General features: G+C 36.0%; 15 protein-coding genes and 1 tRNA gene. 10 read left to right on the top strand and 6 right to left on the bottom strand.

The genetic code is table 11. The features are described 5' to 3' along the window. Positions 1–718 precede the first annotated feature (718 nt). The 7 genes from OGZ34_RS05990 to OGZ34_RS05955 all read left to right on the top strand — a co-directional run bounded on the left by OGZ34_RS05990 (position 719) and on the right by OGZ34_RS05955 (position 6,612). Positions 719–1,897 carry an acyl-CoA dehydrogenase family protein gene (locus OGZ34_RS05990; protein WP_173965294.1) on the top strand — a complete coding sequence of 393 codons (1,179 nt, stop codon included), beginning with the start codon at positions 719–721 and terminating at the stop codon, positions 1,895–1,897. Positions 1,898–1,984: 87 nt separating this feature from the next. Continuing rightward, complete coding sequence (locus tag OGZ34_RS05985) at positions 1,985–2,767, top strand: DUF3050 domain-containing protein (protein WP_173965295.1); 783 nt, start codon at positions 1,985–1,987, stop codon at positions 2,765–2,767. Positions 2,768–2,834: 67 nt separating this feature from the next. After that, positions 2,835–3,563 carry an SGNH/GDSL hydrolase family protein gene (locus OGZ34_RS05980; RefSeq protein WP_263362436.1) on the top strand — a complete coding sequence of 243 codons (729 nt, stop codon included), beginning with the start codon at positions 2,835–2,837 and terminating at the stop codon, positions 3,561–3,563. Between the two features lie 206 nt (positions 3,564–3,769). Further along, complete coding sequence (locus OGZ34_RS05975) at positions 3,770–4,597, top strand: AraC family transcriptional regulator (protein ID WP_263362435.1); 828 nt, start codon at positions 3,770–3,772, stop codon at positions 4,595–4,597. A gap of 69 nt (positions 4,598–4,666) precedes the next feature. Then, positions 4,667–5,626, top strand: coding sequence for a nitrilase family protein (locus OGZ34_RS05970; protein WP_263362434.1), 960 nt, complete (start codon positions 4,667–4,669; stop codon positions 5,624–5,626). 80 nt (positions 5,627–5,706) lie between these two features. After that, positions 5,707–6,213 carry a GNAT family N-acetyltransferase gene (locus tag OGZ34_RS05965; RefSeq protein WP_263362433.1) on the top strand — a complete coding sequence of 169 codons (507 nt, stop codon included), beginning with the start codon at positions 5,707–5,709 and terminating at the stop codon, positions 6,211–6,213. A 189-nt stretch (positions 6,214–6,402) separates the two neighbouring features. Next, positions 6,403–6,612, top strand: a complete 210-nt coding sequence (locus tag OGZ34_RS05955) for a hypothetical protein (RefSeq protein ID WP_263362432.1) — start codon at positions 6,403–6,405, stop codon at positions 6,610–6,612. Between the two features lie 275 nt (positions 6,613–6,887). Here OGZ34_RS05955 and OGZ34_RS05950 read toward each other — a convergent pair whose 3' ends face one another. Genes OGZ34_RS05950 through OGZ34_RS05935 form a run of 4 tightly spaced genes read right to left on the bottom strand, consistent with a single transcriptional unit; the run spans position 6,888 to position 11,020 of the window. Next, positions 6,888–7,688 carry a TerC family protein gene (locus tag OGZ34_RS05950; RefSeq protein WP_263362431.1) on the bottom strand — a complete coding sequence of 267 codons (801 nt, stop codon included), beginning with the start codon at positions 7,686–7,688 and terminating at the stop codon, positions 6,888–6,890. A 42-nt stretch (positions 7,689–7,730) separates the two neighbouring features. After that, positions 7,731–8,975 (bottom strand): cation:dicarboxylate symporter family transporter, encoded by a 1,245-nt coding sequence (locus tag OGZ34_RS05945; RefSeq protein ID WP_173965310.1) that lies wholly within the window; start codon positions 8,973–8,975, stop codon positions 7,731–7,733. 41 nt (positions 8,976–9,016) lie between these two features. Further along, a complete protein-coding gene (locus OGZ34_RS05940) occupies positions 9,017–10,309 on the bottom strand; it encodes a CitMHS family transporter (RefSeq protein ID WP_263362430.1) in 1,293 nt (430 codons plus the stop codon). An 18-nt stretch (positions 10,310–10,327) separates the two neighbouring features. Next, positions 10,328–11,020: a DUF2490 domain-containing protein gene (locus OGZ34_RS05935; protein WP_263362429.1), complete on the bottom strand. Its 693-nt coding sequence runs from the start codon at positions 11,018–11,020 to the stop codon at positions 10,328–10,330. Between the two features lie 184 nt (positions 11,021–11,204). On the opposite strand from OGZ34_RS05935, the gene OGZ34_RS05930 reads away from it, so the two are divergent. Both OGZ34_RS05930 and OGZ34_RS05925 read left to right on the top strand, forming a co-directional pair. Next, positions 11,205–12,305, top strand: a complete 1,101-nt coding sequence (locus OGZ34_RS05930; protein ID WP_263362428.1) for a sensor histidine kinase — start codon at positions 11,205–11,207, stop codon at positions 12,303–12,305. Further along, positions 12,302–12,988, top strand: a complete 687-nt coding sequence (locus OGZ34_RS05925) for a LytR/AlgR family response regulator transcription factor (RefSeq protein ID WP_263362427.1) — start codon at positions 12,302–12,304, stop codon at positions 12,986–12,988. The genes OGZ34_RS05930 and OGZ34_RS05925 overlap by 4 nt, the downstream gene beginning before the upstream one ends. 105 nt (positions 12,989–13,093) lie before the next feature. Here OGZ34_RS05925 and OGZ34_RS05920 read toward each other — a convergent pair. Next, positions 13,094–13,180, bottom strand: a tRNA-Ser gene (locus OGZ34_RS05920). Between the two features lie 60 nt (positions 13,181–13,240). Then, positions 13,241–14,110 (bottom strand): LysR substrate-binding domain-containing protein, encoded by an 870-nt coding sequence (locus OGZ34_RS05915; protein ID WP_173965314.1) that lies wholly within the window; start codon positions 14,108–14,110, stop codon positions 13,241–13,243. A 91-nt stretch (positions 14,111–14,201) separates the two neighbouring features. On the opposite strand from OGZ34_RS05915, the gene OGZ34_RS05910 reads away from it, so the two are divergent. Further along, positions 14,202–15,434: an MFS transporter gene (locus tag OGZ34_RS05910; RefSeq protein WP_263362426.1), complete on the top strand. Its 1,233-nt coding sequence runs from the start codon at positions 14,202–14,204 to the stop codon at positions 15,432–15,434. Positions 15,435–15,445 lie beyond the last annotated feature (11 nt).

Raw genomic sequence — 15,445 nt, 5'->3', positions numbered from 1 at the left:
AAACACTTTGATTCTTATCAACAAATTCATTAAGACTCCTCAAATCCTTAATCGCCAAACGATAATTACCTACAGCAACATTTATAGACGCGATATTACTCTTAAATTTTACAATTTGAATAATATCATCAATTTTTATAGAAAGCTTTATGCCTTGCTGATAATTTTCGATTGCGTCGCTATAGTTCTCTCTTTTCCATTCTGATAGTCCGGCATAATTATACAAATAAGACCTAAGCTGTATTTTTTCCTGACCATCCGGTATTTTATCTAAGAATTTTAATGCTAACTGATATTTCTCTTTAGATTTTGCCGTATTTCCTTTTAACTGACTCAAATAAGACAATGCTGCATTTGCAAAAGCCAAATGCTTATTATTATTGGATCTCGCCAGCTGATTGGCGTATACGATCGCACTGTCAACATTGGCATTTGCCGTTAGTCGAATTTTGTCTTGCAAGATTAAGTACTCTTGTTCTGTAAAAACCCTTTTCTCTTGAGAAACAGCAATATTTAGAACAAAAAAGAGTATAAAAGAGATGATCAGCCTCATTCATTTTGTTTTTGGAATCTCAAAAATAGCTTATAAATTTTCAATAAACTAAAATTAATTCGTGTTTATACTATTTTTCTTCTCTAGTATTTATAAAAATATAACAATTTAACAGTATTTTGTTATATTTTTATTGCGTAGATTTGTATTATAAAACTATCAAAAATGAAACCAGACCTATTTCAAGCCCCAGATTATTATAACCTAGATGACTTATTGACAGACGAACACAAATTAGTTCGAGAATCAGCACGAGCCTGGGTCAAGAGAGAAGTTTCTCCTATTATAGAAGAATATGCTCAAAAAGCAGAATTTCCAACACAAATTATAAAAGGACTCGGAGAAATTGGCGGTTTCGGACCTTATATTCCGGTAGAATATGGAGGTGCGGGTCTGGATCAGATTTCTTATGGTTTGATTATGCAGGAAATAGAACGTGGAGATTCAGGTGTTCGATCTACTTCATCTGTACAGTCTTCGTTAGTAATGTATCCTATTTGGAAGTATGGAAACGAAGAGCAACGAATGAAATACTTACCAAAACTGGCTACAGGAGAATTCATGGGATGCTTTGGTTTAACTGAACCAGATCACGGTTCTGACCCCGGAAGTATGATCACTAATTTTAAAGATATGGGAGATCACTATCTTTTAAATGGTGCTAAAATGTGGATTTCAAACGCTCCTTTCGCAGATATAGCGGTAGTTTGGGCAAAGAATGAAGAAGGAAGGATTCACGGTCTTATCGTTGAACGCGGAATGGAAGGTTTTACAACTCCTGAAACACATAATAAATGGTCACTTCGTGCCTCTTCAACCGGAGAATTAATCTTTGACAATGTAAAGGTTCCTAAAGAGAATCTATTACCTAACAAATCTGGTCTTGGCGCACCTCTTGGATGCTTAGATTCAGCACGATACGGAATCGCCTGGGGAGCAATTGGAGCAGCAATGGATTGTTACGATACCGCTTTGCGTTATGCCAAAGAAAGAATTCAATTTGGAAAACCAATTGGAGGAACGCAATTACAACAGAAAAAATTAGCCGAAATGATTACCGAGATCACAAAAGCACAATTATTAACCTGGCGTTTAGGTGTTTTACGTAACGAAGGAAAAGCTACCACTGCGCAAATATCTATGGCCAAACGTAATAATGTCGATATGGCAATACATATTGCACGTGAAGCAAGACAAATGTTGGGCGGAATGGGTATTACGGGAGAATACTCGATTATGCGTCACATGATGAATCTTGAAAGTGTTATTACTTATGAAGGAACTCACGACATTCATCTCTTAATAACAGGTATGGATGTAACTGGAATTCCAGCATTTAAATAATAAACAACTATTAAAATATATACAAAACCAATACAAAAAGCTTCTTCTTAACGGGAAGCTTTTTATATTTGCAGAAAAAATACGAAAATGAATATTGAAACTATAAACAATAGCATTCAACCCCAAAAAGATCAACTATTACAACATTCATTATACAATAAAATCCAAAGCATTGATGATTTACATCGTTTTTTAGAAACTCATGTTTTTGCCGTTTGGGATTTTATGTCATTATTAAAAGCATTACAATCGAAACTTACCTGTACTTCTACCCCTTGGTTTGCTACAAAAAATCCGGAAACAAGATACTTAATCAACGAAATTGTTCTGGCAGAAGAAACAGATTTAAGTATTGATGGAAAAAGACAAAGTCATTATGAAATGTATCTTGAAGCAATGGAAGATTGTGGTGCCGATACAAGCGGAATCAATACCTTTTTAGCTGAAGTAAATTCATTGCATAATATTTTTGTTGCCATAAAACAAAGCTCCTTACATCCTAATACAAAAGCTTTCTTAGATTTTACTTTTAGAGTGATTGAAGAAGGGAAACCGCATCAAATTGCAGCCGCGTTTACTTTTGGAAGAGAAGATTTAATTCCAAGTATGTTTACGGCAATCCTAAAGAACTTTCAGAAAAATCTTCCTGAAATAGATTTAAGTAAGCTTTTATACTATTTTGAAAGACATATAGAATTGGATGCTGATGAACATGGACCAATGGCCATGCAAATGATTTCTGATTTATGTGAAGATGACGCCCAAAAATGGAAAGAAGTGGAAGAAATTTCGATTCTGGCATTAGAAAAACGTATCGGACTTTGGAACGCTATTGAAGAAGAAATTCTAATGAAAACGGAGATGGTCTAAAAACCAAAACAAGTTATTTAACGTAACTATTTGTTTAAAATGAGCCGAAACTTAATTTATCTAAGTTATGAAACAATTCAAACAAATAGTTATTGTTATCCTTTCTATATTCCTCTTAAGCTGTAGTTCTGACGAAACAGCTTCAGAAATTCCTGCCGCTCCAATTACTCCACTTACCGGTTCCATAAAATATTTGGCTTTAGGAGACAGCTATACCGTTGGGCAAAGTGTCTGCGAAACCTGCGGATTTCCTGAACAGCTAAAATCAAGTTTAAAGGCAATTTATCCGCAAACCAGCTTTTCTTTAAAAATCATTGCAACTACCGGATGGACGACGACTAATCTAATTTCGGCAATAAATACCCAAAATCCCGATCCTGTATACGATATCGTTACCCTTCTTATTGGAGTTAACAATCAGTATCAGGGAAAAAGCTTTTCGATCTATGAGAAAGAATTTCCAGAACTCGTAAACAAAGCAATTGTTTTAGCAAAAGGGAATAAAAAAAGGGTAGTTGTTATCTCCATTCCTGATTATGCCTATACTCGTTTCGGTAAAGTACAAATGGAAGGAGAAGGCGAGAGAATTTCAAGCGAAATCAATCAATACAATTCCTTTGCCGAAAACTACTGTAAACTCAACAATATTGTTTTTGTTTCGATAACCGATATTTCTCGTCAAGGTCTTGACAATCCTGATTTGGTGGCCACAGATGGCTTACATCCTTCAGCCAAAGCTTATACTTTATATGCAGAGCGTATTTTACCTAAGATAAGAGTCGCTTTAGAAGATTAATTATTTTGAGCTCTTCTGCAAAAAAATAACTAAGGCGGAGTATTCACCACATAATGCATCACTATGGAAAAGAATATCTACAAAGAGTCCGGAAAACTGTAATTGAAAAAATATCCTTAATTTTATCAAAAGTTATTTTCTTACCAATCAAAAATGATCTCCTAAAATTGACTCTAATTGATTGCACTCAATCAACTGTTTAAACCATGCAGATTTCGCCATCAGAAGAATTATCGCCTTATATTAAACATTATCTCTTTTTAGATCATAATGAAATGGCTGTACAAAAACTTCGTTTGTTTTCTGATGGTAATACCGGTATCGTATTTTCCTTAAAAGGTAAACTCAGTTCTGATTTTAATGATTCCAAGATAAAAAATCATTTACCTGATTCTTTTCTCTACGGACAGCTTAGCGGATTTAAAGACATTTATTCGAACAGTGCAATCACTTTAGTTATTGTTGTTTTTCAGCCAAACGGAATCCACCAACTGCTAGGAATTCCGGCTCATGAGTTTCTGGATTCTATTGTTTCTATTGACGACATTTTTGACAAAAACGGTTTGATTCTTCAGGAGAAATTATCCGACGACTATACGATAGCAAAGAAAGTTGAACTTCTAAATCATTTTTTTAGCACCCATATTTCTAATAAAAAAGTTTCTGACCAATTAATCGTAGAAAGTTCGATTCGTTTTATTAACGCTCATAAAGGGAGTTTTAATGTAAAACAGCTGGCTAAATATACCGGTTATACCGAAAGGCATCTGGAAAGGAAGTTTCAGGAATCTATCGGATTAAATCCGAAGAAATTTGGAAACATTATAAAACTGCATCATTTTTTAAAATTATTAAAAGATAAAACTGCCGATACCAATCTCACAAGTATTTGCTACAATGCCGGATTTTCGGACCAATCTCATCTGATAAAAGAATTCAGAAAACATACAGGAATAACTCCAAAAGAATACCTGCACAATACCGGAAAGCTAACCAATAATCTTCTCAGAACCGCTCCTCCTATTGTTCTGTAAAATGTCGGTTTTGTACAATTTCTAAAATAAGACTAGGGCTACTTTTGTCTCAAATCAATAGTATGCCTTATGAAAAATCTAAAAATAGCCACCGCGCAGTTTGAGAATAAAAGCGGTGACAAAACCTATAATTTAGCTGTAATTGAAAAACTTTCTCAACAGGCAGCAAGCCAGGGTTGTGATGTTATTTCGTTTCACGAGTGCTCTGTAACCGGCTATACCTTTGCGCGACATTTGTCTAAAGAACAAATGTTAGACTTAGCAGAATTAATTCCGAGTGGAGAAAGCATCTTAAAATTGACTGAAATTGCCCGAAACAATAACATCGTAATTTTGGCCGGACTTTTTGAAAAAGACGAGGATGATAATTTATTCAAAGCTTATGTATGTGTAGACCAAAACGGTTTAGTAGCCAAATACCGAAAATTACATCCGTTTATAAATCCGTACCTTACTCCGGGAGATCGTTATTGCATTTTTGAGATTAAAGGCTGGAAATGTGGAATCTTAATTTGTTACGACAACAATATTGTCGAAAATGTTCGCGCCACAACTCTTTTAGGGGCAAAAATCATTTTCATGCCGCATGTTACGATGTGTACTCCTTCTACCCGACCGGGTGCTGGTTTTGTTTCTCCGCAACTGTGGGAAAACCGTGAAGCCGATCCTACTTCTCTACGACTAGAATTTGACGGAATGAAAGGCAGAGACTGGTTAATGAAATGGTTACCTGCGAGAGCTTACGACAATGCCATTTATGCCGTATTCTCAAACCCAATTGGCATGGACGACGATCAGCTGAAAAATGGCTGTTCGATGATTATTGATCCTTTTGGAGATATTCTGGCCGAATGCCGCTCTTTTGATGACTCTTTTACAACCGCGATACTAACTTCTGAAAAATGTACTCAGGCTGGTGGCAATCGTTACATAAAAGCAAGAAGACCAGAATTGTATCGGGATATTATTGGTCAGGAGCATCAATCCGAACAAAATGTGGTATGGCTGGACGCTAATAAAAAAAGTTAAAACTGATGTTTCATGGGACTTTACGCTCCTTAAAGATTTATCTTTGAAGCATTCATTAATCTACAGCATACAACCTAAGAATGGAATTTTTTAAAACTACAAATGAAGATATCGATGCCGTTTTCGATCTTTACAATGCCGCTACATCTTATCAAAAAACAGTCAACAACAAAAGCTGGAGAGGTTTTGAAAGGACTCTTATAGAAAAAGAAATTGCCGAGAATCGTCATTTCATCATCAAAGAAAGAAATGAAGTCGCCTGTACATTTGTTCTTACTTTTAATGATTTGATTATCTGGAAAGAAGCCAGTACCGATCCTGCAGTTTATCTTCATCGTATTGCAACGAATCCAAAATTCAGAGGACAATCATATGTCAAAAAAATCATTGCCTGGACCAAAGAATACGCTAAAGAAAACAACAAACAATATATTCGTCTTGACACCCACAGCGGAAACGAAAGGATAAACAACTATTACACCAGCTGTGGTTTCGAATACAAGGGTATCAGCACCATCGAATGGACAAGCGAATTACCGGAGCATTATAAAGAAGGTTCTTTTAGTTTGTTTGAGATTAAGCTTTAGTTTACTTTTTAGATTTCCAGATAAAGCCATCCAGTAGATCACACAAGAAAAGCTATACGAACGTTTATTAAAGTCTGAAAAGGATAAAAATGAGTATTTGGAGAAATTGTTAAAAGAGAAATAAATTCTTAATACATACACGATCCTTTTTTGTATCACTATTTCAAAACGAGACATAAGTTCAAAATCATGATTAAAATAAATTATAAAATTCAATTTGTCTTATTTGTTATTTGCTTATTCTTTATTGGTATAGGCATATTTGAAACATTAGACGAAGGCTTAAAAACTGGAATTGGTCTTTTTTGGCAAATTTCACATTTTGTTCCATTTTTAATGGCTGCGATTATTTTTGGCAATAACATCTATTCTAAACGAATTGAAAAATTCAAAAAATAAAAGTACTTACAGAATTCGTCTACAATAAAATTTGAGTTGGTTTTTCTAATACGCAAATGACACATTCAAAATTAAAAGAAGTCAGTTTCTAGAATATCTAAAATCCAACAAAAAAGAGAATCAAAACTTTATCAAATTCAAAAGGGGCTGTCATATTGAGACAGCCCCTTTTATTTCAGAGAGCACGAGATTCGAACCCTCGATACAGTTACCCTTATACTAGCTTTCCAAGTTAAATCCTTCAACTATTCTAAGCTTATGCTTAGCGCTAAAATTTATTTATTGGCAACTGGTTTGGTTTTCATTGGATAATTAAAGAAGGTACTTGTTAGTATCGGTACAAAAAATACGGCAGCGGTAAGGACCGAGATTCCTATATCTGCGGCATGGCTTGCTAAGAATTTACTGAATGCTGTTTCGGGATAAAAATGTTCATATAAAGATAACGCCAGTTTAATCCCTAAAATGGCAATTACTACAAAAGCTGCGGTTTCCAGAAAATTGTATTTTTGCATAAGTCCCACAAACCACTGTGCTATAAAACGCATCGCCAAAATACCTATAAATACACCAATGCATACTAATATGATATTTGGCGTAAAGGCTACAGCTGCAAATACATTATCAATCGAAAAGGCCATATCCATAAGCTCCACAAGGCAAACAGTAGCCCAAAAATGGCCTATTGAGCCTACTGTTACACGGTATAACCAATTACCTTCCTTATTTACTTTTTCTTCTTCGCCTCCTTCTTTTTGCTTGTCTTTGTACCATGAATACACCAGATAGAGCAGGTAAAGCCCACCAATAGGTTTAAGCCACCAAATGGCAATAAGTGCCGAAGCAAATATCATGGCAACCCCCCTAAAGAAATAAGCCCCCCAGATACCATACTTAAGCGCACGATCACGCTGATTTTCGGGCAAATCCATTACCATTGTAGCCAGTACAGCTGCATTATCAACAGAGAGCAAGCTCTCGATAAGAATAAGGTTTCCAATAATTGCCAGTGATGTACCGGGATGTGCAATAACATCTTGCCAAAGGCTATTAATAGTCGTAAGTAATTCAGTCATTTTGTATTATTTTAAAGAATGATGCCTTAATGGCTTGTTTATTTATTTTGATATGGAAAGATCTATTTCGGGGTTTGGCTCAAAGTCTTTTTCATATTTAGAAATGATTATAACCGCTACACCATTGCCTATAAAATTAGTTATGGTACGGGCTTCGTTCATGAACTTATCAATACTGAAAAGCAGTGCCAATCCTTCTAAAGGAAATTTATTAAGTGTTGTAAACGTTATGGTAAGCGCTATAAAACCAGAACCAGGTATTCCCGATGCTACTTTTGATGTAACCATGATAACCAGCCCTATAGTTATGATATCGTGAAGCGTAAGTGGGATGTCAAACAACTGAGCAACAAACAATGTACATACTGGCAAAAATATAGACGCACCCGCAAGGTTAAAAGAATAGCCCAACGGTATTGAAAGACCCACTACAGCTTTACTACACCCCGCTTTTTCAAGCTTTGCAACAATTAAAGGAAACGCTGTTCTGGATGATGATGTACTAAAAACAATAAGCAGTTCTTCTTTAATATAATTCAGAAACTTCCAGAGACTTATATTGTAATAACGCAGCAAAAGTCCCAGTACTACAAATACAAAGAGAGCCATTGTTATATAAGTAGTCGCTAGTAATTTGCCTAAAGGCAACAGACTGTGTATACCAAATCGCGATACTGCGTAAGCCATTCCGCCAAAAGCAGCAACCGGTATAAGCAAAAACAGGTACATCAGTATCTTATACAAAAAGGTCATAATTTTTTGCAGCGTGGTTACATACTTTGCCCGGCCCGGGGAGAGGCTAAGCAAAACACCTGTTATAACTGCCAACAGAACCAGTACCAGCGGTCGGTTAAGTATTATAAAGTTAAACCAGCCGTCATTAAGTGATTCGGTAGCTGTAAAATGTTTGGGTAAGGCCGCATCGATAAAGCTTTTTTCTATCTTGCCCGGTTCTATAAATAATGCTGCCATTATACCCATTATCATGGCAAGAGTAGTTATTATTTCAAAATAAACGAGCGCCTTGAACCCGACACGACTCACTTTTTTAAGATTATCAATACTACTTACACCTATAATTATCGTTAAAAATATTATGGGCTGTATAAGCGGTTCAATAAGGTATAAAAATCCACTGCCTAAAAAATCCAGCTGAATACCCTGTTCAGGATAATAGTGGCCCACAGCAATTCCCAACAGCAACGCTATGGTAACATAAGCTGCTAAATTTTTCAAATACTTTTGCGGTATTCCAGTACTTTCCGGATGTTGTTGTGTGGTATCCATTTTTTAAACCTTACTCATTAAATTGCTCCGTAAAGGTAATTTTAAAAAGTTATTAACCCGATAAGCAAGGCCGCAATAAGCATAGCAAGTGATGAACCCAAAGCCCATTTTATAGTAAACTTTACGTGGTCAGAAAACTCAACACCTGCCAAACCTACTAAAAGATAGGTTGAGGGTACAAGCGGACTTAACAGATGAACGCCCTGACCAATAAGCGATGCCGCTCCTATTTCTAACTTTGTAGCGCCCAAGTGTAATCCCGTTTCTGTAATTAATGGCAGTATGCCAAAATAATAAGCATCGTTGCTTAAAAAAAATGTTAGCGGTGCACTGCTTACAGCTGTTAGTACAGGAAAAGCACTCCCCCAAGTATCTGGTACCACTGATATCATAGAAGCTGCCATAGCATCCATCATTCCAGTACCAGAAAGTATGCCTGTAAAAATACCTGCCGCAAATATCATCGATGCTACAGAAAGAGCATTGCCCGCATGCAGCCTCATTACTTTTTGCTGTTGCTCCACTTTTGGATAATTAATAATAAGCCCGATGCAGAATGCTATCATAAAGGAAACGGCCAATGGCAACACATCAAACATCATTGAGGCCAACAGTAGTATTGTAAGCAGAAGGTTAAACCATATCAGACCAGGTCTTCTGAGTTCACGCTCTATAACAACTTCTTCCTCATTTATAAGGTGCTTGTTCATGTCGCCTTCGCGTGCAATCCTTCTTTTTTCGCGAAGCCCAAGCCAGAATGCTGCAAATAGTACCCATAGTATACCGCCAACCATGACCGGTATCATAGGCATAAACAATTCTGATGCATCCATTTTTAGAGTCGTCATCGCACGTGCTGTAGGCCCGCCCCAAGGCAGTATATTCATTACCCCGCCACCAAGCATTATAATGCACGCGAGAACAAGTGGATTCATACCCAGTTTTTTATATAATGGCAACATTGCGGCTACAACTATCATATATGTAGTAGCACCATCACCATCAAGCGAAACCAATATGGTAAGCAAGGCAGTACCTACGGCTATTTTTAAAGGGTCGCCTTTTACAAACTTTAATATTAGGTTTACCAAAGGGTCAAATAATCCCGCATCAATCATTATACTAAAGAAGAGTATCCCAAAAATAAGCATGATTCCGGTGGGAGCAATATTCTTTACACCTTCCATGATTATTGAACCAAGATCGGCAGTAAAACCACCTAAAATAGCAAAAAGAATAGGGATAAGTATTAGCGCCGTTAACGGAAACAAGCGTTTTGTCATGATCAGGTACATAAATACAATGATCATTGAAAATCCTAAGATTGTAAGCATGACTCTATATTTTTAAGTTTAATTATTTTCTGTTTTAGCCGACCAGTCAAATGAGTTTCTAAACCCCGCCAACACATAATTGCTTGTATCATCAGGGCTTACCTGATTGACAAATGAAAGTTCTATTGCTGATTGTTTACCAAGATTGATACCCAATCCAGCTGTAATCCGGTTGCTGTCAAATTGCTCCTCCTTTACCACATTCATCCTGATTTCATTTTTTAGAATGCCATACAAGAGGTTATTTCCCTTTTCTTTACCCAATGGGATTTTTAACGATATGAGATAACGCAGCCTCAAAACAAAATCATCAGGATTGGTTAAAAAACGTTCTTCGACACGATAACGATGTAATAATGTAGTACGCCCAAGTTTACTTTTAATCGTTAACTGTTGAAACGGCCTGTTTTCATAACGTATCTTTTTATCGGTAAAACTTGTGTACGGTTGTAGCACCAAAAACATGAAACCCACAGCCGGATACAGGTCGTTGTCTAGCTTTCTTTCAAGATAGGTAGAAACTAAAAAAAGACGTGAATCTTTTACCAAATCGTATGCGCGATATTGAGAAAGGGCTGTAAAGCTGTACTTTTCGCTCAGTTTTGCCGACATTGTATATTGCAGCCACATGTTAAGATTATCTTGTTGTGCTGATGCTTTCGTAGAAAAAAGCATTAAAAAAAACATGATTGATATATATTTTCTATACATTCTGATAAATTGTTAATTTATTTGTGTGAGGTAAAAGTATAGGATTGATTTTTTCAAAAAATTAATTTTCAACGAACGACTCATTTAATAAACAAACAACGCAAAGTGCCTATTATAAAATAATGATATTTGTATTTTAAATGATATAATTTTAACGGGTGAATAATTTTTAACACAAAAAAGTATGGTTTTACTAATAAACATCATTATCCTCCTTGTAGCTTTTAGATTACTGTTTGAACAAAAGATTATAGGCAGCCTCATGAGAAAACAATGGACAAACCTTATCAGGTTTCAACATGTTTTATTTTTTGTTATATATACCTCCTTTCTGATAATTTCAATGTTTTATCTTACCGACATGCCTTTTGCGCTGTATAGGATATTATTTATTATGACGATCAATACTGCCTTGTATATCGTTTGTTATGCCTATTTAGTTCCTGCCTATTATCAAACCAATAAGTATCCTGAATACCTGTTGTATGCACTGATATTATTTATATCAACAACATTACTAAGACTACTCGCTGAACCTGAATTTTCAAAAGGGAGCGGTGTAGCACAAGACCAAACGCTTTTTTTGATAAGCGTATACAGCTCGCAAAGTATCGTGATTTTAGTAGCTTCCTTTTTAGGAATATCAAAACATAAGTTTTTAATAGAATATGACTATCTCGACCTTGAGGTAAAAAAAAATGAGACCGACCTCAACCTTATGAAGTCAAAGATAAATCCGCACTTTTTACTCAATACTCTTAATAATATCTATGCGGGCAGTTACAGCCAGCATGCTAATACAACCGAAGCAATACTACAGCTAAGTCAGTTGCTACAATATGTCATATATGAAACCGACAAAAAAACTATTGCCATACACAAAGAGTTTGAAATGATGAAAGCACTTGCTGGCTTATATCAGCTCAAATACAACAATACACTCCATATAGTATTTGAACTAAATGATAGTGAAGTGCAGGAACAGGTAGAGATTCCTCCTTCTATATATTTTACTCTTTTTGAGAATGCACTCAAGCATTCAGACATTGGAACAGACATGGATGCCTATATTTCTGTGAGGTTTGATAAGGAAGACGATAACTTGTTGTTCAGAATAGAAAACTCTGTACCAGAACACGCTCAAATTAGTAATAACAAAGGATATAACGGAATGGGACTGGTTGCATTGAAAAAAATATTAGCAATGGAATACACAGAAAATTATGAATTGTTTGATGAATTATCAAATAAGACGTACTTTTCTACTCTCAAAATAAAGTTATGAACCAATTGCAGGTTGTAGGCGTAGATGATGAATACCTTGCGCTGGAACTGATAAAAAAGTATTGTGCCAAAACGGATGACATAAAGTTGCTGGCTACCTACAGCAACCCAAAGGAAGCCATGGATTTTTTGCAGCACAATGAAGTTGACCTGCTGATACTGGATATTAATATGCCCGGCATCAACGGGATAGAATTACTACAAAACACACACAACAAGCCGCTCTGTATTTTTATAACTGCCGAAGAGCAACATGCCGCCAAAGCATTTGAACTTGATGTTGTAGATTATCTTATAAAACCTATAAGTTTTGAGCGTTTTGAAAAGGCCATCACAAAAGCCAAAGAATACCACCGCTTTATAAAATCTAAAGACATTGTTGAAGATTACATTATGTTTAAATCAGACAACATTGTAAACAAAGTAAAACTGGATGATATTTTTTGGATAGAAGGTTTTGGAGAATACCTCAAAATTGTATCCCGCTATAAAAAATACATGGTCCTGGAACGTATGGCAAAGTTTGAAGAAATGCACCGTCCTCTGGGATTTATTAGAATACATAAGTCATACCTGATTTTGAAAAACCACATCGTATCATTCAATTCACGTATGGTACAGCTCAGAGACGGCAAGGAGTTGCCCATAGGCCGTACTTACAAGGACAACCTTAAGGAAATCTAAGATATAAGGTACTGGTGCAAAAAAAGAAAACCGGCAAGTTATAAACTTGCCGGTTTTTTTTAGCTTTTAATAAAATTTAAGCAAAATACATTGCTTGTTTTTTTGCAGAGAGGAAGGGATTCGAACCCTCGATACAGTTACCCATATACTAGCTTTCCAGGCTAGCTCCTTCAACCACTCGGACACCTCTCTAAATTGGTCTGCAAATAACATAAAAAAAAATGACTTAGAAAAACAAAATCGGATATTACTTTACATACTTTTTCTAAATTCTTCCATAAATAGTTTGACAGCCTTTTTTTGATAGCCTCCAATAGTCAGCATAAACGAGTCTCTCTTCGTGGGAACTCCTGTAATCTGAATCGCTTTGAGGTCATCCCAACCTTTTAGGGCTTTTTCAGCAACTATTGTAGCCCAATCACTATCCTGAACCATTTGCAACAAGGCATGAATTGAGTTTAGTTCAATCGAAATCTTGGGCCTCATTTTGTTCTTGGCAAATAAATCTTCTACAAATTCCCTCGAATTCGAACCTTTTCCAGGTAAAACAAGCGGAATTTCCTCTATCTTCTTAAATGCAATTTTGTCTAAAGCTGCCAGAGAATGTGTTTTCGAAACCACCATTACCATTTGTGAAGTAAACAAAGGCACTTTCTCAACAGGAATATTTATCTCATGTGATGAAATCACCAGAACCAAGTCTAACTCGTTCGTCAGTAATTTTTGTTCTAAAGCCTCTGTTGTACCGTATTCGACCACAATTTTCAGGTTCGGATATTGTTTGGCGAACGTATTGATAACGGGCAGAATCAAAAGTCCAAAAATATAGGTTACTCCGATTCGCAGTTCACCACCAATCATTTCGTTTAAATCTTCAATAGCCTGCTTCCCGTTTTCTACATTTTCAATGACTTTTTTGGCGTGAATCAGGAAAACGGCACCGGCTTCTGTAAGCTGCACTTTTTTCCCTATCCTTTTAAACAAAGGCATTTCAAGTTCTTCTTCCAGTTTTTTTATCTGTTGTGATAATCCGGATTGCGTTACAAAACACAACTCGGCCGCTTTTGTAAAATGCAGCACCTCTGCTGTTTTGATAAAATATTCTAACTGATAAATTTCCATATTGATAAGTTTAATTACTTATTACAAGTAAAATTATTAATTTTTCTAATGAAATCATAATCCCGAACTTTGTAAAAAAATATCAGGCATCATGTTTCAAGCGTTAAAATCAAAAAACTTCAAGTTATTCTTTTACGGACAATCTGTTTCTGTAATTGGAACCTGGCTTCAAAAAACAGCCGTAAGCTGGATGGTTTATAGCGTTACGGGGTCGGTTTTTTTACTGGGATTAGCAACTTTTTTAAGTATGATCCCGTCTTTATTTCTGGCTCCTTTAGCCGGAAGTATTATTGGCCGCTACGACAGACACCGTGCTATGATTTTATTACAATCTTTGGCCATGCTTCAGGCGGGTGCTTTGGCGCTGTTGATTTACCTGAAAATATATAACATCAACTTTATTCTGGCTTTAAGCCTGATTCAGGGTATCATCAATTCTTTTGACATGACCTGCAGACAAACGATGATGATTGATATTGTCGACAACAAAGAAGATTTACCCAATGCAGTCGCCTTAAACTCTACCCTGAATAATTTTGCCCGAATTGCAGGCCCTGCTCTGGCGGGAATTATTCTGCACAATTATGGAGAGGATATTTGTTTTATTGGCAACTTCTTAAGCTACATTCCGGTTTTGATTTCGCTGTTAATGATGAAAATTACGCCACATATTAAAGCCACTGACAAGATGAAAATGGTAGATGATTTTCTGGAAGGTCTGGATTATGTAAAAAAAGAAACCGAAATGGCCAAAATGCTTCTGATGTTAATGTGCAGCAGTTTGTTTGTTATTTCGTTCAATACTTTAATGCCTGTTTTTGCTAAAGATATTTTTAACGGAAATGCGCAGACTTTCAGCTGGTTTGAAAGTGCTGCCGGGATTGGATCAATACTATCCGCTATTTACTTAGCTAACCTTAAAAAAGCCGACAATATGGGCAAAATAATGATCTCTGCAAGCTTATTGTTAGGTTTTAGCATTATCATATTGGCCTATTCAAATAGCTTAACAGTAGCGCTTATTTGCATGGCTTTGAGCGGTATAGGAATGATGGCGCAAACCTCATCAATCAACATTTACATTCAGACCCAAAGTACCGTAAATATGCGTTCAAGAAGTATTAGTTACTATTTGATGGCGTATCAGGGAATGATTCCTGTGGGAAGTTTGATTATTGGCTATGTGTCACACATTATCGGAACCAGAGAAACTGTCGCCATTCAGGGTGTTATCAGTATTATCTCGGTCATTGTTTATGTGTACTACAAAAAACAGAGTTCTGAAGAAGAGTTTGGAACTTGTGAGGTTCGTTATAAAGATTAAATTTTAAATTC

This window comes from Flavobacterium collinsii (assembly GCF_946903285.1).
In the GTDB taxonomy this organism is placed as follows: Bacteria; Bacteroidota; Bacteroidia; order Flavobacteriales; family Flavobacteriaceae; genus Flavobacterium; species Flavobacterium collinsii.
The sequence above is the reverse complement of the archived record's forward strand: the minus strand, read 5'-3'. Positions and strand labels throughout refer to the sequence as shown.